Below are 23,183 nucleotides of genomic sequence, written 5' to 3'. Positions count from 1 at the left end.
GCATGTCCACCGCAAGAAAAAAGGCCCGGGAATGACATCCCGGGCCTTTTGCATGGGATCGCTGTGATCACCCTTCCATGATGTCATCGCCATCATCATCGGGCGCATCGGGCATGTCAAAGTCGAGCCCGTGGGCGGCCCTGATCTTATCCTCGATGGCGAGCGCGATATGCGCATGCTCCTTGAGGTAGGTCTTGGCATTTTCCCGGCCCTGTCCGATACGCTCATCCCCGTAACTGAACCAACTGCCGGATTTCTCGACGACGCCCGCCTTGACCCCCATATCGAGCAATTCGCCTGTCTTGGAAATGCCCTCGCCGTACATGATATCGAATTCCACCTGCTTGAAGGGCGGTGCCACCTTGTTCTTGACGACCTTGACGCGGGTCGAATTGCCGACCACTTCGTCGCGATCCTTGATCGCCCCGATCCGGCGGATATCAAGCCGCACGGAGCTATAGAACTTGAGTGCATTGCCGCCCGTCGTGGTCTCGGGGCTGCCGAACATCACGCCGATCTTCATGCGAATCTGGTTGATGAAGATCACCGTGCATTTGGTCCGGCTGATCGAGCCGGTGAGCTTGCGCATCGCCTGGCTCATCAGGCGGGCATGCACACCAACGCTGCTGTCACCCATCTCGCCCTCCAACTCGGATTTGGGCGTAAGAGCGGCCACCGAATCAACCACCACGAGGCTCACCGCGCCTGAGCGCACCAACGTATCGACAATCTCGAGCGCCTGCTCGCCGGTATCAGGCTGCGAGATGAGCAATTCATCAAGATCGACGCCGAGCTTGCGCGCATAGATCGGGTCAAGCGCGTGTTCCGCGTCGACAAAGGCACACACGCCGCCCTTTTTTTGTTCCTCGGCCACGCAATGCAGGGTCAGCGTGGTCTTGCCCGAGCTTTCGGGCCCGTAAACCTCGACCACGCGCCCCTTTGGAATGCCACCGATGCCAAGCGCGATATCGAGCCCGATCGACCCGGTCGAGGTCGCCTCGATGTCGGCGATCGGATTGTCGCCGCCCATCTTCATGATCGAGCCCTTCCCGAATTGCCGTTCGATCTGAGCCAGGGCGCTGTCGAGCGCCTTTTGCTTGTCCGCGTTGCGCTTGTTATCCATGGAGAGAAGATCTGCCGTTGCCATTCATTCGCTTCCTTATTCCACACCCGGCCAAGGGCGGCAATGATTGCGTTTGTTCTCGACTTGTTCCTAACCCGTATGAGGGTAAAACAAGAACATTTCAAGAAGTTTGTTTATGGTGACAGTTTTCCCATTAAGCATTAACAAGTGGTTTATGCTCGTGAACAACCGGGACGAGTCCGGAAAAGAGGCGAAATATGCTCGTGTTTTCAAAGCAGCGCCTGGTTCTGTTGTCGGTCCCTAAAACCGGGACGACGGCTCTAGAGGGCGCGCTTGCCCCACATGCCTCGATTGTCGTGAACGCGCCGCCCGAACTCAAGCATGCGCCGGTGTTTCGCTATAACCGGTTTTTCAGACAGATGGTCGAGCGGTTCATTGGCGAGGACACAGAGATCGTGGCCGTCATGCGGGAACCCGTCAGTTGGCTTGGCAGTTGGTATCGCTATCGCCAACGTGCATCCATCGACGGCCAGGCCAAAAGCACGCGTGGCATCAGTTTCGATGATTTCGTCACCGCTTATTGCAACGGCGATTCGCCAAGCTTCGCGCAGGTGGGCTCACAAGCCAAGTTTCTCGAACCGCAACGCAATGGCACCCGGGTCACGCATCTTTTCCGGTATGAGGATCAGATCGGGTTCCGGACCTTTCTGGAAGAACGCCTCGCCACCCGTATAGAGACCTCTTGGCAGAATCAGTCCCCTTCAATGCCGCTGGGACTGTCCTCCGGAACAGAGGCCCGTTTGCGCCGCAAACATGCGGCGGACTTTACCCTATGGCAGGGGATCACCGGGGGCGGTCAGTACACGCCACAGCCCCCTCGCCCTAAACCGGACACCAAAGGATGACACCACTTTTCTCGTGGTCCTTAACCGATTTGGCGCAAGACGGTTTCCGTCAACGCGTTCAGTGAGAATGGTTTGGGAAGAAAGATCGAATTCGGAATCTTGTCATGGACATCTCCAAACGTCTCTTCGGCGTGTCCGGACATGAACACCACCTTTATCGCTGGACGGTTTTCAAGACCCCGCATCACCCAGGTCGGCCCATCAATGCCCGGCATGACGACATCGGTCACGAACACGTCCACATCAAGATCCCGATCCTCCAGAATTTCGAGCGCGTCCTCGCCGGATTCGGCCTCGAGCACGGTCAGGCCGCGCATCTGCAGGGCTCGGCTGGCAAATGCCCGTACCGGTGCCTCGTCCTCGACAAGCAGAATGACACCACTCACATGCTCGCGCCCGTCCGGCTCTACATCAGACGGCGCATCAAGGTCTGGCGATCGGGCATAAGCCGGAAACAGCAACTGAAACGTCGCGCCCTCACCGGACACGCTGTCGGCAAAGATGAAACCTCCGGTCTGCTTGATGATGCCATAGGCCGTGGACAGGCCAAGCCCGGTCCCTTCGCCCGTGCGCTTGGTGGTGAAAAATGGCTCGAACACCTTCTGCAGTTTATCCGGCGTGATCCCCTCGCCTTCATCGATAACCTTCACAGAGACATATCGCCCTGGCGCAACCACGGCCCGGTCCCGGCGCATCGGTTCCGTGAGCGTCAGGTTCTCGGTGACGATGCGGATCTCGCCACCCTTGGACATTGCATCGCGCGCGTTCACGACAAGGTTCATCAGGACCTGCTCAAGCTGTCGCTTGTCGGCGCGAATCGCGTGCAATGTGGGATCGTGGCTCAAGGTCAGAGACACCTTTTCTCCGACCAGACGATTAAGCAGATGCGTGAGGTCCGACAAGCTGTCGCGCAGATCGATAACCTGCGGCAGCAACGTCTGCTTGCGCGAATAGGCCAGAAGCTGGCTGACCAATGCCGCCGCGCGATTTGCATTCTGATTGATCTGCATGAGATCGGCATGGTCGGGTGCATTCCGATCGTGCCGCAACAGCAGCAAATCGCAATGTCCGGTGATCGCAGTGAGAAGGTTGTTGAAATCATGCGCAACACCACCGGCAAGCTGCCCGATCGCCTGCATTTTCTGGCTCTGAACAAATTGCGCTTCCAGCGATTTCAATTCGGTCGCATCGCTCATGACCGCGATCAGCACCACCTCGCCATCCTCGGTCGCACGATTGAGTGTGACCTGAACGAAAACCTCCCTGTCATCGCGGCGCACGCGCAGGAATTCCGAGTGCACGGTACCACGCCCGGCGGCGGCATCGTCGAGCCAGTCGGAGATCGAGCGCCCAAGCCCTTCAAGCACATCGCCCAATCGAATATCCGCGCGGCCCTCCACCCCGAGCAGCGTCCTGGCCGGGAGGTTCAACAACGCGATAGCGCCATCGCGCCGCAGCTTGAGCAAGGGCACGGGCAATTCGTCGAAAAAGGCCCATCCGTCCACCGGGCGCTCCAATCCGGAAAGCCCGGGCAAAAGATAGATCTCACGCCGCCCGGCGATGCCCTGTCTCTCGACCAGCAGGCAGTCGACAGAACCGTCAGGGGTTTGCAGGCTATGCACCTCGCCCGACTGAAACCTGTGCCCCGGGCAAATCCGGTCGAGGGACCGCACACGTGCCCCCACAAGTTGGCGCGCGGCAGGGTTCATGTAGAGCACCGCATCATTGCGCCCGACAATCAGCATGGGTAAGGCATGACTGTCGGTATCACGATTGGGTCGCGTGCTCGATGGCTCTATCCGCCAGAGAAACTGCCCCTCACCGGCGCGATGCACGGTCAAATGCACATGGCCCGCCCGCGTCACGATATGTTCAGTCGCAGCACCTTTCACTCCGGCCCGGCTTTCCATCCGAAAAAGCACCGGTCCGGGATTGGCCAGCGTTTCTCTCAAGGCTGCGGCCAGTGTCTTGACCGCGGGCGTCACAAAGGCCTTTCGCGCTGCGGGATTGGCATAAAGGATGTGCCCATCTGCGGCGGCAAGGATCATCGGCAGCGGGTCATCCTGCATCAACTCCCCGGCCTGCGCCGCAGTCTCTTTGTCGCGCGCTGCGATGTTGCGCCGAAAAATCACCAGCCAGGCCGCAGCAAACAGAAGTATCCCCGCCGAGAAAGCCACCATCAGGCGCGCGCGTGGATCGTCGAGCATCACGGCAACGATGGCGAACAGCAGACCCGCCACCACGATAGCCCCGCTGCGCGGACCGACCCTGAGAACAGCCGTGCTCAACGGTCTGCCGGGAGTGGACAAGAATGCCACGGAAACGCCTTTCGTCTGATCCAATTCCGCCGAAGCGTGGCCCAAAGACCTTAATTGAACTTTAACGACAGCCAAATACCCGTCAAGGTTGTTGCTTTTAACCTATCCGTGAACCAACTGTGCAAGACAGAAGCCATCGCCCGCCTCCGAGATCGGCCAGGTCCTCTGCTGGGCAAGCCGCCATGACGGATGTTCCTGCAAGAATCGCGCGACCACTGCTTCATTCTCGACCTTGAAGACCGAGCAGGTCGCGTAAGCCAGACAGCCACCGGATGCCACGAGCGGTGCGGCTTCGGCCAAGATCCCGTATTGGGTCTCGGTCAGGGCGTCCAGCCGCTCCTGGGTCAGGCGCCATTTGGCGTCGGGGCTGCGCCGCCAGGTGCCGCTGCCGGAACAGGGGGCATCGCACAGCACCAGATCAAACGGCGCGGTACGGGCGATCGCCCCGGTCTCCAGACGGGTCACATCGACCCCGGCCCGTTTCGCACGCGCGGGCAGGTCGTTCATGCGTTGTGGCGCGATGTCATGAGCATACCATGTGGCCTCGGCGCGGGCCGCAAGGGCAAGCACCTTGCCACCACCGCCTGCGCAATAGTCCAGTACACGCGCACCTTTTGTGACCTCAAGCGCCTCCATCGCAGCCTGACTGCTGCCATCCTGAAGCTCCACCAGACCGTCGGCATAGGCCACTGATCCGGCAATTTTTCTTTCACCTGAAATCACTTGCAACGCGGTCTTCGCAATATCAGCCGTAGTCGTATCGATCCCCTCGGACGCCAGCTGCGCCTGTGCATCCGCCACGGTCCCGCGCCGTGAATTGACCCGCAGCATCACCGGCGCGCGGTGGCGCAGCACCTCTGCGGCCCCCTCGGCAGATGCGCCCAGCGAGGTCTCGAAATGCGGCCAGAGCCAATCGGGCACGTCAAGCGCGTCGAGCCCACTTGGCACCTCGCCCGCTGACAATTCCACCTCTGTCAGGATGGACGGCGCATGACCCTCGCCGCTAAATAGCGTCTCAAGGTCAACGCCCTCATGCCGCAACGCGCCGATCATCAGCCGGCGCCCGTCTTGTCCACCACCAAGCGCTGCGCAGGAGCGCCAGCGGCGCAACACGTTAAACACATGATCGCGCACCGCCCCCCGGTCCTTGGAGCCCGCATAGCGCGCGCCGCGCGCCCAACCGGTAAGGGCCTTCTCGGCAGCCTCGCCCGCGCGCACTGCGTCGAGAACGTAGATTGCTGCCGCCACACGTGCTCCGGGAGTCATGAATTCACCTCAAGAACGCCCGGCAACCAATTGGAATTCCTACCCGATCCGATAGTTCGGGCTTTCACGCGTGATCTGGACATCATGCACATGGCTTTCCTTCAGGCCCGCGCCGGTGATGCGCACGAAGGTGCAATCCCGGCGCATCTCTTCAACTGTCGCGCAGCCGGTATAGCCCATGGCTGCGCGCAAGCCGCCAACCAGTTGATGCAACACGTTTCCAGCGGGGCCCTTATAGGCCACCTGCCCCTCGATCCCTTCGGGCACGAGTTTATCGCTTGCCGCGTCCTTCTGGAAGTACCGGTCGGCAGAGCCGCGCGCCATCGCGCCAAGGCTGCCCATGCCGCGATAGGCCTTGAAGGTCCGACCCTGATACAAGATCGTCTCGCCCGGGCTTTCATCCGTACCGGCAAGCATCGAGCCAACCATCGCGCAGGACGCCCCCGCCGCGATCGCCTTGGCGAAATCGCCCGAGAACTTGATGCCGCCATCGGCAATCACCGGCACGTCACCCGCCGCCTGCGCGCAATCCATGATCGCGGTCAGCTGCGGCACACCGACGCCCGCCACCATCCGCGTGGTGCAGATGCTGCCCGGTCCGATCCCCACCTTTATCGCATCCGCGCCCGCGTCGATCAGGGCGCGCGTGGCCTCGGCGGTAGCGACATTGCCCGCGACGACCTGCACCTGATTGGAAAGCGCTTTGGCGCGCTCCACGGCGCGCGCCACACCTTCGGAATGGCCATGCGCGGTGTCGATCACGATCATGTCCACCCCGGCATCGACAAGCGCTTGTGAACGCTCGAAACCCGCGTCCCCCACCGTCGAGGCCGCCGCGACCCGCAGCCGCCCGAGATCGTCCTTGCAGGCTGTCGGGTTAAGCACCGCCTGTTCGGTATCCTTGAGGGTCAGCAGCCCGGTCAGCTTGCCGGTCTTGTCCGTCACCAGAAGCTTCTCGATCCGGCGCGCGCGCATCAGGCTCTTGGCCTCGTCGCGGTCGGCAGGTTCCTGCAGGATGGCGAGGTTGTCGCTGGTCATCATCACATGCACCGGCGTGTCGTCGCTGGAGGCAAAGCGCATGTCGCGATTGGTGACGATACCGACGACCCGGCCCTTGTCATCGACCACCGGGAATCCGGTGAAATTGTAACGCTCGATCAGTGCCTTGGCATCGCCGAGTGTTTGGTCGGGGCGCAGCGTGACCGGGTTGTAGACGATCCCGCTCTCGAATCGCTTGACGCGGCGCACTTCGCGGGCCTGTTCCTCGACCGTCAGGTTGCGGTGGATCACGCCAATGCCGCCGAATTGCGCCATGGCGATCGCCATGCGGGCCTCGGTCACGGTGTCCATGGCCGAACTCAACAACGGGATATTGAGACTGATCGTGTTGGTCACGCGGGTCCGCGTATCCGCCGTATTGGGCAGCACGCTCGATGCCGCAGGCACCAGCAGAACATCATCAAAGGTGAGCGCCTCGCGAATCTCCATTATGGTTCTCCATGGATATCTCGTTTGGCACGTCCCTATTACATGGATGGCCTCCGGGTAAAAGGGCCATTCGCGCGCAGCGGCCATGCGTCACGCGGTTAACGCGGATCGCGGTCCGGCACCGGATCATGGCCGCATTGGCCCCACGGGTTGCAGCGCGCGATGCGCCTGGCCGCGAGCCATCCGCCGCGGAGGGCGCCGTGCGTCTCCAGCGCCTCGAGCGCGTATTGGCTACAGGTCGGATGATAGCGGCAGTGATAGCCGACCCAGGGCGACAGGATCAGCCGATAGCCCTTGATAGGCAGTGCCAGAATACGGGCAAGCGGGCTCATTTTGCACCCCGCAACTTGCGCAGCGCATAGACGAGATCATTGCGCAGCGCCTCATATGGCCGCGCCGCCGTTTCCTGCGCCCGGCCGATCAGCACATAATCCCAGCCGGGTTGCGCATGGGCATGCAAGACATCACGCGCCACGGCCCGTAATCGGCGCTTGGCCCGGTTGCGCGCAACCGCGTTGCCAACCTTCTTGGAACAGGTGAATCCCACCCGGATCACCGGGTCATCATCCCGCCGGTCGCGCCCCTGCACCATCATCGCCGGTGTGCCCTGACGCCGCGCGCGCGCAGCCGCAAGGAAATCGGACCGCTTGCGCAGCACGTTCAATCCACCATGCACGCATGACGAAACCGCCGGGGGCATGTTCCCTGGCTTGCTGTCAGGGGCCTCCGGCGGTGTCATGATCGTCACAACTGGCTGGCGCTTACGCGCTCAGCGACTTGCGGCCACGCGCACGACGTGCGTTCAGGATCTTGCGGCCGGCCTTGGTGGCCATGCGCGCGCGGAACCCGTGGCGGCGTTTGCGAACCAGGTTCGAGGGTTGAAAGGTGCGTTTCATCGCTCCGTCTCCGACTTTGGGGACACGCTGCAATCGGAATCGCGCACGGCCCAGATGTATCCGAAGCCCGGTCTATAGTAGCGGTCTGCTGGCAAGTCAAACCCCCGCAACGCGTATCTGCAACAAAATCCTGCGGGATCTGCGCGATGATGTTACAAGCGGTGCGAAATATCCGATCAAACAAGCCCCGGTCATCACCCGCGATCACCCCCACGTGAGGCCACTGGCAGAGCGGCAAGAGACTGTGCAAGTAGAAGCTAACGCAGTCAAACCCGAGCAGGATCATGGATAGCAGCATGCAGCATTCGACCGAGCAGAAATCCGGAGGCTGGGCGCGACACGCGCCGCTTGCCATCATTCTCACCGTGGCCGTTATCGGCTATTTCACCCTGCGCGACTACATCACCTTCGACACGCTGCGCGACAATCGCGAGGCGCTCCTGGCCTTCCGCGACGCCAATTTCGGGCTGATGGTGCTGAGTTTCATCGCGATCTATTTCGTGATCGTGGCCTTTTCGCTGCCCGGCGCGGCGGTGGCCTCGGTCACCGGCGGCTTTCTCTTCGGCCTCGTGTCAGGCACCGCCTTCAACGTGTTCGCCGCTTCGCTCGGGGCCTTCGCGATCTTTCTGGCCGCCCGGTGGGGTCTGGGGCAAACGCTCGCCGCGCGCATCGAGACCTCGGAGGGCACGCTCAAAAGGCTCAAGGCCGGGCTGCACGACAATGAGATCAGCGTGCTCTTTCTGATGCGCCTTGTGCCCGCCGTGCCGTTCTTCGTCGCCAATCTCCTGCCCGCCCTCGTCGGCGTGCGCTTCGTCAATTTCGCGATCACCACCGTGCTCGGGATCATCCCCGGTGCCATCGTCTTCACCTGGATCGGCGTCGGTCTGGGCGAGGTCTTCGATCGCGGCGACAGCCCCGATCTGTCGCTTCTGTGGGAGCCGCAGATCATCGGCCCGATCCTGGGCTTGTGCGCGCTCGCAGCACTTCCCATCCTGATCAAGAGCATTCGTGGCAAGAAGGACATTTGAGCATGCAAGAGATTAAGACGGATCTGCTGGTCATCGGCGCCGGCTCCGGCGGGTTGTCCGTCGCGGCGGGCGCGGTGCAGATGGGGGCGAGCGTCGTCCTGCTCGAAGGCCAAAAGATGGGCGGCGATTGCCTGAATTTCGGCTGTGTGCCGTCGAAGGCGCTGATCGCCAGCGGCAAGGCGGCCCATGCGCAATCGCATGCGGCGCAATACGGCGTGGCGAATGTGACCCCGGATGTGGACTATGCCGCCGCCAAGGATCACGTGGCCGGTGTCATTGCCCAGATCGAGCCGGTGGACAGCCAGGAGCGGTTCGAGGGCCTTGGCGTGCGGGTGATCCGCGATTACGGCGCATTCATCTCACCCAAGCAGGTGAAGGCAGGCGATCACCTGATCACCGCGCGCCGGGTCATCATCGCCACCGGGTCGTCGCCTTTCGTGCCGCCGATTCCGGGGCTGGAAAACGTGCCCTATGAGACCAACGAGACGATCTTCGAACTGCGCGAGAAACCCGGTCACCTGCTGGTGATCGGCGGCGGCCCGATCGGCATGGAAATGGCGCAGGCGCACCGGCGCTTGGGCTGCGAGGTGACGGTGATCGAAGGGGCCAAGGTGCTGGGACAGGACGACCCGGAACTGGCGCAGGTGGTGATCGACCAATTCAAGGCCGAGGGGATCGGCATCGAAGACGCTGCCATGGCCTCGGAAATTCGCGGCAAGGCGGGTGCCATCGAGGTCGAGGCCAAGGACGGGCGCGTCTTCAAGGGCACGCATCTGCTCATGGCCGTAGGGCGCAAAGCCAACACCGACCGTCTTAACCTTGACGCCGCCGGGATCGAGACCACGAAACGCGGCATCAAGGTCGACGCCTCGATGCGGACCACCAACCGCCGGGTCTATGCCATCGGCGACGTGGCGGGCGGGCTGCAATTCACCCATATGGCGGGCTATCACGCGGGGCTGATCATCCGGCAGGCATTGCTTGGCCTGCCCGCCAAGGAACGCACCGATCACATCCCCTGGGCCACCTATACCGACCCCGAGATCGCACATGTCGGCCTTACCGAAGAGGTCGCGCGCAAGGAACATGGTGGCAATCTTGATGTCGTGCGCTTTCACTACAATCACAACGACCGCGCCATCGCCGAGCGCAAGACCGACGGGCTGATCAAGGTGATGGTGGTGCGCGGGCGGCCGGTGGGCGCGTCGATTGTCGGGGCTCAGGCGGGCGAATTGATCAATCTCTGGGCCTTCATCCTCGCCAACGGGTTCAAGATGAAGCACGTCGCCAACATGGTCGCCCCCTACCCCACCTTGAATGAGATCAACAAGCGCGTAGCGGGGGCCTATTTCTCGCCAAAGCTGTTTGATAACCCTATGGTCAAATGTGTTGTAGGCTTCGTGCAGCGCTGGTTGCCCTGAACGGCAACCAAGGGAGGGGATAGCTTGCTCAATTCACTTTCGGGACGCTTCCTGATCCTTACGGCCGTCTTCGTGATGCTGGCCGAAGTCCTTATTTTCGTGCCCTCGATCGCCCGCTTTCGCGAGGACTTTCTGCTTACCCGGCTGGAACGGGCGCAAATCGCGTCGCTGGTGCTTTTGGCCGATGAAGAGGTGAATCCCGACCTGCAAGAGGAGCTTTTGCGCAACGCGGGCGTGTTCAACGTGGTGATGCGGCGCGACGAGGCACGGCAATTGGTGCTGTCCTCGCCCGTGCCGCGCCCGATATCGCAAACCTTCGATCTTCGCGACGCGCCAGCCTTTACCCTCATCCGCGATGCCATGGCCCGGCTGGCCACCCCGGAGGATCAGGTGATCAGGGTGATCGGTCAGCCGGTACGCATGGGCGGGCTGCTAATCGAGGTCACGCTGGAAACCGACGACCTGCGCAGCGCGATGATCGATTACGGGCTGCGCATCTTGTGGCTGTCGCTGGTGATCTCGGTATTTACCGCCGTGCTTCTGTTCTGGGCAGTCCAATGCTTTCTGGTGCGACCCATCCGCCGTGTGGTCGGTAATATGCAGGCCTATGCCGAAGCGCCGGAAGACGCGCACCGGGTGATCGCCCCCTCCTCGGGCATTCGAGAATTGCGCGAGGCCGAGGAAACGCTGCAAACGCTGCAAACCCAGTTGACTGGCGCGCTTAAACAAAAAGAGCATCTGGCACAGCTTGGCGGGGCCGTGGCCAAGGTCAGTCACGATCTGCGCAACATCCTGACCTCGGCGCAGCTGTTCACCGACCGCATCGAGATGAGCGAAGACCCCGGCGTGAAACGCATGGCACCAAAGCTGGTGAACTCGCTGACCCGCGCGATCCATCTATGCGAAGCCACCCTCGCCTACGGCAAGGCAGAAGAACCCGGCCCAACCCTCGCGCAGGTCCGATTTGTCGATATCGTGGCCGACGTCATCGACAGCGAGCGGCTTTCGGCGAGCGAGGCCGATATCAGTTTTACCGAGGACGTCCCCGCAGACATGGTGTTGCGCGCCGATGCCGAGCAGCTGTATCGCGTGATCGCCAATCTCGTGAGGAACGCCCGCCAAGCCATTGTGAACACAGGAAAGCCCGGTGAGATCAGTGTCATGGCCGACGAGGATGAACGCGCCTGGATCATCCGTGTCGCCGACACCGGCCCCGGTCTTCCTGCCAAGGCGCGCGAGCATCTGTTCAAGCCGTTTCAGGGGGGGGCGACCAAGGGCGGGACAGGGCTCGGCCTTACCATCGCGCAGGATCTCGTCCGTGGTCACGGCGGCACGCTCTCGCTCGAACATAGCGACGAGACGGGCACATCCTTTTGCATCACCCTGCCCAAGGGAAATTTGGCGGATGTGTCATAAATCTTCCAAAACGCCCTTGCATTGCCGGGCCGCAGAGTCTAATTCCTGCCCTCGACGGACCGATAGCTCAGCTGGATAGAGTACTTGACTACGAATCAAGGGGTCGGGGGTTCGAATCCTCCTCGGTCCGCCACCGTTTCCCAAAACCGGTAGCGATAAAAGAAAACAATCCCAGTAACTTGGGATGCGTTTTTCATGTGTTCAGGAGTGCGACTCCAGCCAAGTGTCAAGGGCCTCTGCCTCCGCTGCGATTGGCACTGCCACCCCCGCGCAGAACGCCTCAAGCCGCGGCACATTCAGGCTGTTGACCCCGACCAGAACCGGCACATCCAGCGACAGCGCCTCGGCGATGAGGCCGCGAAACCCGCGCCCCTCCGCCTCGTGTTTGCCGAACTTGTTGACGATCACCAGGTCACAACCCGCATCGAGCCGCCTCTCGCTCTCGGCCACCGCCTGTTCCAAGGCCGCCGGATCAAGCCGACAGCCCCGTGCGCCCGGTCCAAGGGTCTGCGAAATGCGGATCGCCGGACCGTCGGGCAAGACCTGCACATCCATGTCACAGGGGCGATCCGCATGGCAGTTGGAGTTGATCTGCACCGTGCCACACAGCCTCAGCCCGCGCGCCTGCGCGCGCATCGCCACGCCATGCAGCAGCAGATCGGTATCGCCCCGCCCCTCGGCCATGACATAGGCGATGCGCATGGGCGTCCTCCTCAGGCGGTCAGGCGGCTGATGACCACCGTCACCTCGGGCCGCTTGCCGATCTCGTTCTGCGCGCTCTGACGGGCCACGCGGCGCAGCCCTTCCTCAAGCTTGTCGTCATCGGTCAGCGTCTTGACCCCGGCCCGGCCCATGAACTGCGCCAGATCCTCTTCCAGCACATCGACCAGCGGCGCGCGGCTTTGCCCGGTCTCAGCCAGCCCCATCAATTCCACCCACGGCTCGCCCAGAGGCTCGTCCTCTTCATCCATGATGACGTTGATCATCACATGCCCGTTGAGCGCCATGCGAATCCGGTCGCGCACGATGCCATCCATCGCGCCGATCTTGACCGAGCCATCCACATAGGTGCGCCCGGTCTCGACATATTCGGCCACCTTGGGCGCATTGCCGCTGAGGTCGATCATCATGCCGTTGACGGCCAAAACGCCGCTGATCCGGTTCGCCTCTGCCAGCTTCACATGCTCGCGCAGGTGACGATGCTCGCCATGCATCGGCACCACGATCTGCGGCTTGATCAGCTTGTGCATGGCATCGAGATCGGGCCGGTTGGCGTGGCCCGAGACGTGATAGCGGTCATCGCCCTCGACCACGTCCACGCCCATCTCGGAGAACTTGTTGATGATGTGGATCACACCGCGCTCGTTGCCCGGGATGGTCTTGGAGGAGAAGAGGAACGTGTCGCCCTCCTTGAGCACCATGCCATTATACTTGCCATTCGCGAGCTGCGCACTCGCCGCCCGCCGCTCTCCCTGGCTCCCGGTGACGATCAGCATCAGGTTCTCGCGCGGGATTTTACCGGCTTCCTCGGGGCTGACGGTCGCGGGAAAATCCTTGAGCACACCGGTCTCTACCGCCGCCTCGATCATCCGCCGCATCGCCCGCCCCAACAGGCAGACCGAGCGCCCGGCGCGCTTGCCCGCCTCGGCCAGCGTCTTGACCCGTGCCACGTTGCTGGCAAAGGTCGTGCAGACGAACATGCCCTTTGAGGCTTGCACCAGATCGGTGATCGGCTGACCGACCGTGCTCTCGGAGCGCCCGTCATGGTGGCTGAACACGTTGGTCGAATCGCAGACCAGCGCCTTCACGCCCGGCTCTGAAAGGCTGGCCCAGAGATCATGGTCGAACGGCTCTCCCACGACAGGGTTTTCGTCGATCTTGAAATCACCGCTATGCACGATACGTCCGCCAGGGCTGTCGATGACAAGGCCCGAACTTTCGGGGATCGAATGCGAGATTGGCACGAAGCCCACGGTAAACGGGCCTGCTTTCACCGTCTCGGGCCAGGGCGAGACGGTCTTGACCGCCTTTTCGGAATGGCCATGCTCCTCCATCTTGCGCCGCGCGATATTGGCGGTAAAGGCGCGGGCGTGGATAGGCGCGCCGAGCCGGTCATAGTAATGCGCCACGGCACCCACATGATCCTCATGGGCATGGGTGATGAACACCGCCTCCAGATCGTTCTTGCGCGCCTCCAGCCAGGAAATATCCGGCAGGATCAGATCGACCCCCGGCGTGCCGTCCATATCCGGAAAGGTCACGCCCAGATCCACCAGGATCAGCTTCTCCTTGCCCGGTTTGCCGTAGCCGTAGACATAGGCATTCATACCAACTTCACCCGCCCCACCGAGGGGCAGGTAGATCAAACGTTCGCTGCTCATGGGGCGTCAGCCCTCCTTGTTATGCTCGTGTATCACGGTCAGCCCGTGCATTGTCAGATCGTCCTCGAACATGTCGAACATGTCCGTGCCTTGCTGGAATAACGGTGCCAGCCCACCTGTTGCGATCACCTTCATGGTGCGGCCATGCTCGGCCTTTATCCGCTCACATATCCCATCGATGAGGCCGACATAACCCCAGAATACGCCCGATTGCATGCAATCCACCGTATTGGTGCCGATCACCCGGTCGGGCTTGGTCACGTCGATATGCGGCAGCGCCGCCGCCGCCTCATGTAGCGCCTGAAGCGACAGGTTCACCCCCGGCGCGATCACCCCGCCGATATAAGCACCGTCGCTGTCGACCACATCGAATGTCGTGGCGGTGCCGAAATCCACGATGATCAAGTCGCCGCCATAAAGATCATAACCCGCCACCGTGTTGACCAACCGGTCCGGCCCCACCTGCGTGCCCGCATCCACCCGCACATCCACCGGCAGGCGGCACTCGGGCTTGCCCACCACCAGTGGGCGGCAATTGAAATAGCGATCAGACAAGACGCGCAGGTTGAAAACCACCCGCGGCACGGTGGAACTGATCACCACTGCATTGATCTTTGCCTCGATCCGGTGATGCACCAAAAGCGTGTGAAACCAGACGAAATACTGATCCGCCGTGCGCTGATGCTCGGTCGAGGTGCGCAGCGTGCAGATGAACCGCGTCCCGTCCCAGATCGAAAACACCGTGTTGGTATTGCCGCAATCAATCGCCAAAAGCATGGGGGCCGCCCTCCCGCGTCAGAAAAACACCTCGGCCGCAGCAATCGCCTGCCGCCCCTTGGACGTCATTAGAACGAGATTGCCCGCCTCGTCCACCGTCTCGAACGTGCCGTGATGGCTGTCGCGCGTTGTGCGCGCCGTAATCGCCTCCCCCAGACGCGCCGCCCGGTCGAGCCAGGCACGGCGAATGGGTGCGAACCCGTAGGTCACGAATTGCGTCTCCAGACGCGCATAGGCCGGGGCCAGAAGCCCCAGAAACTCCTCCGGCCCGATCATCACCCCGGTCTCGGACAAGAGCGAGACCGGGCGCAGGGCACCTTCCTCCACCTCCGCGCGCGCAGGCGCACTGCGCAGGTTCACCCCGATGCCGATGGCGAAATGGCTAAGCCCCCTGCCCGCCCCCGCACTCTCCAGCAGGATGCCCGCCAGCTTGCCGCCGTTGAGCAGCACGTCATTGGGCCATTTCAGACTGATCCCCTCGGCGCGCCCGGTCGCGGCGACCAGCGCCTCCGACAGCGCGAGCGCGGCCACAAAAGACCGCAGCGCGACCTTGTCGGGGCTCTCATTGGGGCGCATCACCAGCGTCGCCGCGAAATTGCCCACCGGGTTGACCCAGGCCCGCCCCCGCCGCCCGCGCGCTGCCGTCTGCTCCAGTGCCAATATCCATTCCGGGCCGCGCAATCCGGGCGCCAGCCGCGCCGCCTCGGCATTAGTGCTATCGACCGAGGCCAGCACCCGTCGGCCATAGCCTGAGGGCCAGTCGAACTCCGATCCCTGCTTCATATTTACAGAAATACTCCCGCCGGAAGGGTATTCTCTTTGTGTCATACGTTCTCACCACGTGCCATCGGAATAAATTTTCCTTTAATGTCGTTGGGTTAAGGTGTCACGGCGTCCCGGAATGAACCGGGCAGCGTCACGCCAGAACGTATAGAACAAAGAGGATATTAGCATGGCAAAATCGAACGTATTCACGGTTGCAAAACTCAAGTCCCTCCCGGCCGGGAAACACTGCGATGGGCAAGGTCTGTGGTTTCATAAGCGCGCCGACGGAGGCGCACAATGGGTCTTTCGCTTTCAGCTCTGGGGTCGGCAACGAGAGATGGGGCTTGGGTCTTTCAAGCATGTCTCCCTGGCCGAGGCCCGCAGGAAAGCGGATTGGGCCCGTCAACAGGTGCAGTCTGATATCGATCCGGTCAAACAGCACCGTCTGATGCGGCAGCAGTCGAGTGGTCATGACGGCCGTCTAGAACAACTCGCGTAGGACGCCTTTGAAAAGCACAGGCGTCATATCGCGCCAGGTCCGCGCCATTCCTGAGTAGAGCGACGTTCAGTTCCAGATCGCTTCGCCCGATCAAAACCGCAAAAATTCAGAAGGTTAGGAAATCGCCAGGAGTTCGCCGGGTGTTTTCGCGTGTCGCTATTTTAGTAGAGACTGGTTCGCATTGATCTGCCAGCACCCTCGCAACAGCTGCGCGCCCCCGCGACGATGCCAACTAGTCCGGCAATCATGAACCACATCGTTTCTCCCGAGAAGCGACCGGTCATCGCCTCGGTCACCTGATCGATCGGCATGTTGGTTCAGCTGCTCGGAGGGACTAGGCGCGAGGGCAACGGATGTTTCAATCGGAAGTGCCATCTGAGACTAGAAACGGTGTTTACATCCTGCGAAGAGACGTTAGCGTGCCATTAGATAAGAGTTGACCGTGCGAGGATGTTTTCGCGGCCAAGACACTGTTAAAGCGGAATAAATATGACAATCGCGCTGCAGGCAAAGGGGCTTACGAAGGAGTTCAAGGGCTTCGTTGCCGTGAACAATGTCGATCTTTCGATCGAGAAGGGATCTATACATGCGCTGATCGGTCCCAACGGGGCCGGCAAGACCACGTGTTTCAACCTTCTGACAAAATTCCTGCAGCCCACCCGTGGCACGATCATCTATGAAGGCCGCGACATCACCCGGATGAAGCCGACCGATATCGCCCGGCTCGGCATGGTGCGGTCGTTCCAGATCTCGGCCATCTTCCCCGATCTGTCGGTCTTGCAGAACGTGCGGGTGGCGTTGCAGCGCATGCGCGGCGAAAGCTACGATTTCTGGCGCTCGGAGAAAAGCCTGGCGCGATTCGATGATCAGGCGCGGGGGCATCTCGACGAGGTCGGGCTGACCGCCTTCACCAACGAACGCGCCGCGGCGCTCCCCTACGGTCGCAAGCGCGCGCTGGAGCTAGCGACGACACTGGCGCTCGCCCCCGACATGCTGCTGCTGGACGAGCCGATGGCGGGGATGGGGCGCGAGGATGTGGAGCTGATCTCGCAACTGATCCGCCGGATCGCGAAGAACCGTACCGTGCTAATGGTCGAACACAATCTTTCGGTCGTGGCGGACCTGTCGGACCGGATCACGGTGCTGGCGCGCGGCGAGATCCTGGCCGAGGGCACCTACGCGGAGATTTCCAAGGCCCCCGAAGTGGTCGAGGCATATATCGGAGCGAGCCATGAGTGACGCGGCCAATGTGCTGTTGAATGTCGCCAGCCTTCAAGGTTGGTATGGCGAAAGCCATGTACTGCACGGGATCAATTTCGAGGTGCGCAAGGGCGAGGTTGTCACGCTGCTGGGGCGAAACGGCGCAGGGAAGACCTCGACCCTGCTGGCAATCATGGGCATCCTGCGCAAGCGGACCGGGTCGGTCACCTACAAGGACACCGAGATCATCGGCATGCAGCCGCGCCAGATCGCCCGGCTGGGCGTCGCGTTCTGCCCCGAGGAGCGGGGCATCTTCTCGTCGCTCAGCGTCGAGGAAAACCTGATGCTGCCGCCGCGCATCGCCGAGGGCGGCCTGAGCATCGAGCGTATCTATGACCTGTTCCCGAACCTCTACGAACGGCGCAACAGCAGCCAGGGGTCCAAGCTGTCGGGCGGCGAGCAGCAGATGCTGGCGATCGCGCGGATCCTGCGCACCGGTGCCAGGACGCTGCTTCTGGACGAGCCGACTGAGGGCTTGGCACCCGTCATCGTCCAGCAGATCGGCCACACCATCGCCGCGCTCAAGGACGAGGGGTTCACAATCGTTCTGGTGGAACAAAATTTCCGCTTTGCCGCATCGGTCGCCGACCGGCATTACATTGTGGATCAGGGCCGCGTCGTGGACATGATCCCGAACGACCAACTCGATGAGAACGCTGAGAAGCTTCACGACTATCTGGGTGTCTGACCCAAACGGGCACCCCGACCCGAAGGGCGCAACTGCGCCGCAACAACGAGGAGGAAAGACATGATCAGGAAACTCGCCATTAGCGTTTCGGCGCTGGCCGCGATGACCGCCGTGCCGGCCGTGGCCCAGGGCATCGACGTCAAGCTCGGCGTGCTCAACGACCGCTCGGGGACCTATGCGGACCTGTCGGGCGAAGGCTCGGTTGTGGCCACCCGCATGGCCGTGGAAGATTTCGGCGCCGCCGACAAGGGGCTGAACGTCGAGATCGTTTCGGCCGACCACCAGAACAAGCCCGATGTCGGCAGCAACGTCGCACGCGAGTGGTACGAAGCCGACGGTGTCGATGCCATCGTGGACGTGCCGACCTCGTCAGTGGCGCTGGCCGTGGCCGACATCACCGCCGAAAATAACGGCGTATTCCTCATTTCCGGCGCCGGCTCGACCAACTTGACGCGCGAACAGTGCCAGCCCACCACGGTGCACTGGACCTATGACACCGCGGCGCTCGCCAATGGCACCGGCGGTGCCGTGACCAGGGCCGGCGGCGAAAAGTGGTTCTTCCTGACCGCAGACTACGCGTTCGGCCACTCTCTGGAAGAAAACACCATGGAAGTCGTCCGCGAGAATGGCGGCGAGGTCGTGGGCAGCGTGCGCCATCCCTTCCCCTCGCAGGATTTCTCGTCCTACCTGCTGCAGGCCCAAGGCTCGGGCGCTGACGTGATCGGTCTGGCGAATGCCGGCAGCGACACAGTCAACGCGATCAAGCAGGCGTCGGAATTCGGCATCACCCAGGCGGGCCAGTCCCTGGCGGCGTTGCTGATGTTCGTCACCGACGTGCATTCGCTGAGCCCCGAGACCGCGCAGGGTCTGCAACTGACCGAGGCGTTCTACTGGGACCAGAACGACGCGACCCGCGAATGGTCCGCCCGGTTCGAGGCCGAGATGGGCTCCAAGCCGACGATGGTCCATGTCGGGGCCTATTCCGCCACGATGGCCTATCTCGCGGCGGTCGAGACCGTGGGCAGCGCCGATGACGGGGCCGCCGTGGTCGCCCAGATGCGCGAGATGGAGATCGACGATCCGTTCTTCGGCAAGGTCGAGATCCGTGGCGACGGACGAGCGGTCCACGACATGTATCTCTTCGAGGTCAAGACGCCTGCCGAATCGGAAGGCGAATGGGATCTCTACAAACAGGTCGCGACCATCAGCGGCGAGGACGCGTTCCTGCCGATGCTTGAAGAATGCGACTTCTCCAAGCAGTGAGCCATGACGGAAACCGCTCCCCGGCCGGACCGGGGAGCGGTTGCCATTCGATCCCGAGACCAATCCAAGGATAGCCGCAATGTTCGAGCTTCTGGGAATACCGCCGCAGGTCCTGCTGGGCCAGCTTCTGCTGGGGCTGATCAACGGGTCGTTCTACGCGGTGCTGTCTCTGGGTCTTGCCGTGATCTTCGGACTGCTCAACATCATCAATTTCGCGCATGGCGCGCTCTACATGGCGGCGGCCTTCGTCGCCTGGATGCTGCTGAACTATCTTGGCATCGGCTATTGGCCCGCGCTGATCCTCGCACCGCTGATCGTGGGCGCCTTCGGGATGGTGCTGGAACACACGATGTTGCAGCGTCTCTATCACCTCGATCACCTGTACGGGCTGTTGCTGACCTTCGGTCTGGCGCTGATCATCCAGGGGCTGTTCCGCAATTACTATGGCGTGTCGGGTCTGCCTTACCAGATCCCGGAGGCATTGGAGGGCGGGCAGAATCTGGGATTCATGTTCCTGCCCAACTATCGGGGATGGGTGGTCGTCGCTTCGGTCCTCGTATGCTTTGGCACGTGGTTCATGATCGAGAAGACACGGCTCGGCGCCTATCTGCGCGCCGGCACGGAAAACCCGGTGCTGGTCGGGGCCTTCGGGGTGAACGTGCCGCTGATGATCACACTGACCTACGGGTTCGGCGTGGCCCTGGCCGGGTTCGCCGGCGTGCTGGCCGCGCCGATCTACTCGGTCAATCCGACGATGGGCGAGCAGTTGATCATCGTCGTCTTCGCCGTCGTCGTGATCGGCGGCATGGGGTCGATCATGGGTGCGATCCTGACCGGCTACATGCTCGGCATCGTCGAGGGTCTGACCCGGGTGTTCTACCCTGAAGGATCAGCCGTCGTGATTTTCGTCATCATGGCAATCGTACTGATGATCAAACCTGAAGGACTGTTCGGGAGGCCCACCTGATGGCTATGAACGATACGACGACAGAGACCGCACCCGCGGCGCAAACCGCCGGCATGCCGATGCTACACAAGATCATCTTTGCCGTCCTGCTGGTCTTTCTGATCGCGCTGCCATTCTTCGTCTATCCGGTCTTCGCGATGAAGGTGATGTGCTTTGCCCTGTTCGCGGCGGCGTTCAATCTGCTTCTGGGCTTTGGTGGGCTGTTGTCCTTCGGCCATGCCGCCTATTTCGGCAGCGCGAGCTATGTCGCGGCGCATGCCGCCAAGGTCTGGGGCCTGAACCCGGAACTGTCGGTCCTGTGCGGCGCCGCGGCGGCGGGCGTGCTGGGCCTCGTCATCGGATCGCTGGCAATCCGCAGGCAAGGGATCTATTTCGCCATGGTGACGCTCGCTTTTGCGCAGATGGTCTATTTCATCGCGCTGCAGGCGGATTTCACCGGCGGCGAAGACGGCTTGCAGAGCGTGCCGCGCGGCGACCTCTTCGGCCTGATCCCGCTGGCCGACAACATGGCGCTTTATTTCTTCGTGCTGGTGGTCACCTTCGGCGGCATCCTGATGCTCTACCGGATCGTGCATTCGCCTTTTGGGCAGGTGCTCAAGGCGATCCGCGAGAACGAACAGCGCGCCATATCGCTCGGCTACGACGTCAACCGCTACAAGCTCATGGTGTTCACGCTGTCGGCGACGATGGCGGGTGTGGCCGGCGCCACCAAGAGCCAGGTGTTCCAGTTGGCGACGCTAACCGATGTGCACTGGTCGATGTCGGGCGAGGTCGTGCTGATGACCCTGCTGGGCGGCATGGGCACGATATTCGGACCGCTGATCGGCGCAGGCATCATCGTGACGATGCAGAACTATCTTGCAACCTTCGGTGCGTGGGTCACGATCATTCAGGGTGTGATCTTTGTCATCGCGGTGCTGACGTTCCGGGAAGGAATTGTGGGAGTCCTAGCGCGCTGGTTCAAGAAATCGCTTTGATCGGTTTTGCTGATTTTATCCGGGGCGTGGCATACAACTGATAGCTTGGGTGAGCTGACAACAGGCACGTAAGGCTTGAAGGTCAACTGACATATTCTTCTCAGACGCCGCAGAGGTGATACCCGAGTGCATCTGGAATGACGGCTTTCACAGCGCCTCGCGATAGGGTTGTGCCCACAGCGAAAGTCCAGAGGCCGGCCTTCCCGTCAATGTTGCGCCTGCTGAGCATCAGTAGAACTGACTGTTTTTTTTGGACGTCGGTCATTCGCTCGACGCATTAAATCGGCGCGCCCGAACCGGGCGCGTCACCGCTCGTTCAGGCCGTGGCCGGCCACACCTAGTTGACCAGCGTCGCGGCCGCGGCCTGTGCCATGGTCTCGACGCCGAACATGTTGACGATGCCCAGCAGCATCACCGCCGCCGAGGCCATCAGGAAGGCCCATTGCACCGGCGAACGGCCGGTTTCCAGCCCCTCGCCCTCTTCGCCGAAATACATGTAGAACACGATGCGCAGGTAATAGAACGCCCCGATCACCGAGGCGACAACCCCGGCCACGGCGAGCCAGGCCAGCCCGCCCTCATAGGCCGCGCGCAGCACGTAGAGCTTGCCGAAAAAGCCCAGAAGCGGCGGCACACCGGCAAGGCTGAAGAGAAGGATCAGCATCGCAAGCGCGCGCCCCGGCTGCGCCTTGGAATACATGTTAAGCGCGCGGATATCCGTGACCGGCTGCCCATCGCGCTCCATCGACAGGATGAAGGCGAAGGTGCCGACATTCATCGTGACATAAATCGCCATGTAGATCAGCATCGCCTGCACGCCGAACACCGTGCCTGCCGCCAGCCCCATCAGCGCATAGCCCATATGCGCGATCGACGAATAGGCCATCAGCCGCTTGATATCGGTCTGCCCGATCGCCGCGATGCCACCGAGGAACATCGACAGCAGGCTCAGCATCGCGAGCACCTGTTGCCAGTCGCCCACCACCTCGCCAAAGGCGTCATGCACGACGCGCGCAACGAGTGCCATTGCCGCCACCTTGGGGGCCGTGGCGAAAAACGCGGTGATCGGCGTCGGTGCGCCCTCATAGACATCGGGCGTCCACATGTGGAACGGCACGGCGGAAATCTTGAACGCCAGACCGGCCAGCACAAAGACCAGCCCCAGCAGCAGGCCAATCGGCGCCTGCCCGTCTGCCGCGTCGATGATCCCCGAAAACAGCGTCGTGCCCGCATAGCCATAGGTCAGCGAGGCCCCGTAGAGCAGCAGGCCCGACGACAGCGCGCCCAGCACGAAATACTTGAGCCCCGCCTCGGTCGATTTGGCACTGTCGCGGCGCAGGGAGGCCACGACATAAAGCGCCAGCGATTGCAGCTCCAGCCCCATGTAGAGCGCCATCAGGTCGCCCGCGCTGACCATGACCATCATGCCCACGACAGCGAGCGCCACGAGAAGCGGATACTCGAAACGCAGGATATCGCGGCGCGCCATGTATTCCTGCCCGAGCACAAGCACCGCCCCCGCCGACAGCAGGATCGTCACCTTGGCAAAGCGGGCAAAGCCGTCATCGTTGAACATGCCGCCGAACGCCGTGCGCGTGCCTCCGCCCGAGGACGCCCCGATCCACAGCGCCATCACCGCAAAGAGCGCCGCCGTGAGCCAGACCAGCATCCCCGCCATCTTGTCCTTGCCGGAATAGGCCGCGAACAGAAGCGCCGCGATGGCATAGACGGAAATCACGATCTCCGGCAGGATTACGTTCAGATCAGCCTGCATGTCTCAGGGC

23 protein-coding genes and 1 tRNA gene are annotated in these 23,183 nt (G+C 62.0%); 11 read left to right on the top strand and 13 right to left on the bottom strand.

Annotated elements, in window-relative coordinates; all coding sequences use genetic code 11:
- Positions 1 to 67: 67 nt before the first annotated feature.
- On the bottom strand, positions 68 to 1,147 hold the full coding sequence (gene recA, locus RID11_RS06885) for a recombinase RecA (protein ID WP_350136889.1): 1,080 nt from the start codon (positions 1,145 to 1,147) through the stop codon (positions 68 to 70).
- A 194-nt stretch (positions 1,148 to 1,341) separates the two neighbouring features.
- Between recA and RID11_RS06880 the strand changes: the two genes are divergently transcribed.
- Positions 1,342 to 1,989 (top strand): gamma-glutamyl kinase, encoded by a 648-nt coding sequence (locus RID11_RS06880; RefSeq protein WP_350136888.1) that lies wholly within the window; start codon positions 1,342 to 1,344, stop codon positions 1,987 to 1,989.
- Positions 1,990 to 2,009: 20 nt separating this feature from the next.
- On the opposite strand, the gene RID11_RS06875 is transcribed toward RID11_RS06880, so the two are convergent.
- The 6 genes from RID11_RS06875 to rpmH form a co-directional block, all read right to left on the bottom strand.
- The gene (locus RID11_RS06875; RefSeq protein WP_350137753.1) at positions 2,010 to 4,196 is read right to left on the bottom strand and encodes an ATP-binding protein; all 2,187 of its coding nucleotides are present in this window, start codon (positions 4,194 to 4,196) and stop codon (positions 2,010 to 2,012) included.
- Between the two features lie 213 nt (positions 4,197 to 4,409).
- Positions 4,410 to 5,573 (bottom strand): RsmB/NOP family class I SAM-dependent RNA methyltransferase, encoded by a 1,164-nt coding sequence (locus RID11_RS06870; RefSeq protein ID WP_350136885.1) that lies wholly within the window; start codon positions 5,571 to 5,573, stop codon positions 4,410 to 4,412.
- Positions 5,574 to 5,612: 39 nt separating this feature from the next.
- The gene (gene guaB / locus RID11_RS06865; protein ID WP_350136883.1) at positions 5,613 to 7,061 is read right to left on the bottom strand and encodes an IMP dehydrogenase; all 1,449 of its coding nucleotides are present in this window, start codon (positions 7,059 to 7,061) and stop codon (positions 5,613 to 5,615) included.
- Positions 7,062 to 7,159: 98 nt separating this feature from the next.
- Positions 7,160 to 7,393, bottom strand: a complete 234-nt coding sequence (yidD, locus tag RID11_RS06860; RefSeq protein ID WP_350136881.1) for a membrane protein insertion efficiency factor YidD — start codon at positions 7,391 to 7,393, stop codon at positions 7,160 to 7,162.
- Positions 7,390 to 7,800: a ribonuclease P protein component gene (rnpA, locus tag RID11_RS06855; RefSeq protein ID WP_350136879.1), complete on the bottom strand. Its 411-nt coding sequence runs from the start codon at positions 7,798 to 7,800 to the stop codon at positions 7,390 to 7,392. Before rnpA ends, yidD begins: the two co-directional genes overlap by 4 nt.
- A 22-nt stretch (positions 7,801 to 7,822) precedes the next feature.
- Positions 7,823 to 7,957 (bottom strand): 50S ribosomal protein L34, encoded by a 135-nt coding sequence (gene rpmH / locus RID11_RS06850; protein WP_012177012.1) that lies wholly within the window; start codon positions 7,955 to 7,957, stop codon positions 7,823 to 7,825.
- 296 nt (positions 7,958 to 8,253) lie between these two features.
- On the opposite strand from rpmH, the gene RID11_RS06845 reads away from it, so the two are divergent.
- From RID11_RS06845 to RID11_RS06830, 4 genes are all read left to right on the top strand, one after another.
- Positions 8,254 to 8,985 carry a TVP38/TMEM64 family protein gene (locus RID11_RS06845; RefSeq protein WP_350136877.1) on the top strand — a complete coding sequence of 244 codons (732 nt, stop codon included), beginning with the start codon at positions 8,254 to 8,256 and terminating at the stop codon, positions 8,983 to 8,985.
- Between the two features lie 2 nt (positions 8,986 to 8,987).
- Positions 8,988 to 10,406 carry a dihydrolipoyl dehydrogenase family protein gene (locus tag RID11_RS06840; RefSeq protein ID WP_350136874.1) on the top strand — a complete coding sequence of 473 codons (1,419 nt, stop codon included), beginning with the start codon at positions 8,988 to 8,990 and terminating at the stop codon, positions 10,404 to 10,406.
- Positions 10,407 to 10,430: 24 nt separating this feature from the next.
- Positions 10,431 to 11,822: a sensor histidine kinase gene (locus RID11_RS06835; protein ID WP_350136872.1), complete on the top strand. Its 1,392-nt coding sequence runs from the start codon at positions 10,431 to 10,433 to the stop codon at positions 11,820 to 11,822.
- A gap of 56 nt (positions 11,823 to 11,878) precedes the next feature.
- Positions 11,879 to 11,955: transfer RNA gene (locus RID11_RS06830), tRNA-Arg, on the top strand.
- 68 nt (positions 11,956 to 12,023) lie between these two features.
- Here RID11_RS06830 and RID11_RS06825 read toward each other — a convergent pair.
- From RID11_RS06825 to RID11_RS06810, 4 genes are read right to left on the bottom strand one after another with little or no spacing between them, the layout of a single operon-like run.
- Positions 12,024 to 12,524 (bottom strand): DUF2478 domain-containing protein, encoded by a 501-nt coding sequence (locus tag RID11_RS06825; protein WP_350136870.1) that lies wholly within the window; start codon positions 12,522 to 12,524, stop codon positions 12,024 to 12,026.
- Between the two features lie 11 nt (positions 12,525 to 12,535).
- Entirely contained in the window at positions 12,536 to 14,203 is a 1,668-nt protein-coding gene (locus RID11_RS06820) for a ribonuclease J (RefSeq protein ID WP_350136867.1), read from the bottom strand.
- Positions 14,204 to 14,209: 6 nt separating this feature from the next.
- Positions 14,210 to 14,980 (bottom strand): type III pantothenate kinase, encoded by a 771-nt coding sequence (locus RID11_RS06815; RefSeq protein ID WP_350136865.1) that lies wholly within the window; start codon positions 14,978 to 14,980, stop codon positions 14,210 to 14,212.
- A gap of 18 nt (positions 14,981 to 14,998) precedes the next feature.
- Positions 14,999 to 15,763, bottom strand: a complete 765-nt coding sequence (locus RID11_RS06810) for a biotin--[acetyl-CoA-carboxylase] ligase (protein ID WP_350136862.1) — start codon at positions 15,761 to 15,763, stop codon at positions 14,999 to 15,001.
- Between the two features lie 169 nt (positions 15,764 to 15,932).
- Between RID11_RS06810 and RID11_RS06805 the strand changes: the two genes are divergently transcribed.
- A complete protein-coding gene (locus RID11_RS06805) occupies positions 15,933 to 16,244 on the top strand; it encodes an Arm DNA-binding domain-containing protein (RefSeq protein ID WP_350136860.1) in 312 nt (103 codons plus the stop codon).
- A gap of 161 nt (positions 16,245 to 16,405) precedes the next feature.
- On the opposite strand, the gene RID11_RS06800 is transcribed toward RID11_RS06805, so the two are convergent.
- Positions 16,406 to 16,555, bottom strand: coding sequence for a DUF3185 family protein (locus RID11_RS06800; protein WP_350136857.1), 150 nt, complete (start codon positions 16,553 to 16,555; stop codon positions 16,406 to 16,408).
- 178 nt (positions 16,556 to 16,733) lie between these two features.
- Between RID11_RS06800 and RID11_RS06795 the strand changes: the two genes are divergently transcribed.
- The 5 genes from RID11_RS06795 to RID11_RS06775 all read left to right on the top strand — a co-directional run bounded on the left by RID11_RS06795 (position 16,734) and on the right by RID11_RS06775 (position 21,399).
- Entirely contained in the window at positions 16,734 to 17,483 is a 750-nt protein-coding gene (locus RID11_RS06795) for an ABC transporter ATP-binding protein (RefSeq protein WP_350136855.1), read from the top strand.
- Positions 17,476 to 18,192, top strand: coding sequence for an ABC transporter ATP-binding protein (locus RID11_RS06790; protein WP_350136853.1), 717 nt, complete (start codon positions 17,476 to 17,478; stop codon positions 18,190 to 18,192). Before RID11_RS06795 ends, RID11_RS06790 begins: the two co-directional genes overlap by 8 nt.
- A gap of 60 nt (positions 18,193 to 18,252) precedes the next feature.
- Positions 18,253 to 19,455, top strand: coding sequence for an ABC transporter substrate-binding protein (locus RID11_RS06785; RefSeq protein WP_350136851.1), 1,203 nt, complete (start codon positions 18,253 to 18,255; stop codon positions 19,453 to 19,455).
- 79 nt (positions 19,456 to 19,534) lie between these two features.
- On the top strand, positions 19,535 to 20,422 hold the full coding sequence (locus RID11_RS06780) for a branched-chain amino acid ABC transporter permease (protein WP_350136849.1): 888 nt from the start codon (positions 19,535 to 19,537) through the stop codon (positions 20,420 to 20,422).
- A gap of 5 nt (positions 20,423 to 20,427) precedes the next feature.
- A complete protein-coding gene (locus RID11_RS06775; RefSeq protein WP_502949343.1) occupies positions 20,428 to 21,399 on the top strand; it encodes a branched-chain amino acid ABC transporter permease in 972 nt (323 codons plus the stop codon).
- A 337-nt stretch (positions 21,400 to 21,736) separates the two neighbouring features.
- Here the strand turns inward: RID11_RS06775 and nuoN are convergent, their stop codons facing one another.
- Complete coding sequence (gene nuoN / locus RID11_RS06770; RefSeq protein WP_350136846.1) at positions 21,737 to 23,173, bottom strand: NADH-quinone oxidoreductase subunit NuoN; 1,437 nt, start codon at positions 23,171 to 23,173, stop codon at positions 21,737 to 21,739.
- Positions 23,174 to 23,183: the final 10 nt, after the last annotated feature.

It is taken from the genome of Roseovarius sp., assembly GCF_040219995.1.
Classification (GTDB): domain Bacteria; phylum Pseudomonadota; class Alphaproteobacteria; order Rhodobacterales; family Rhodobacteraceae; genus Roseovarius.
Note: the sequence above shows the minus strand (reverse complement) of the source record. Positions and strands in the feature narration are given on the sequence as shown.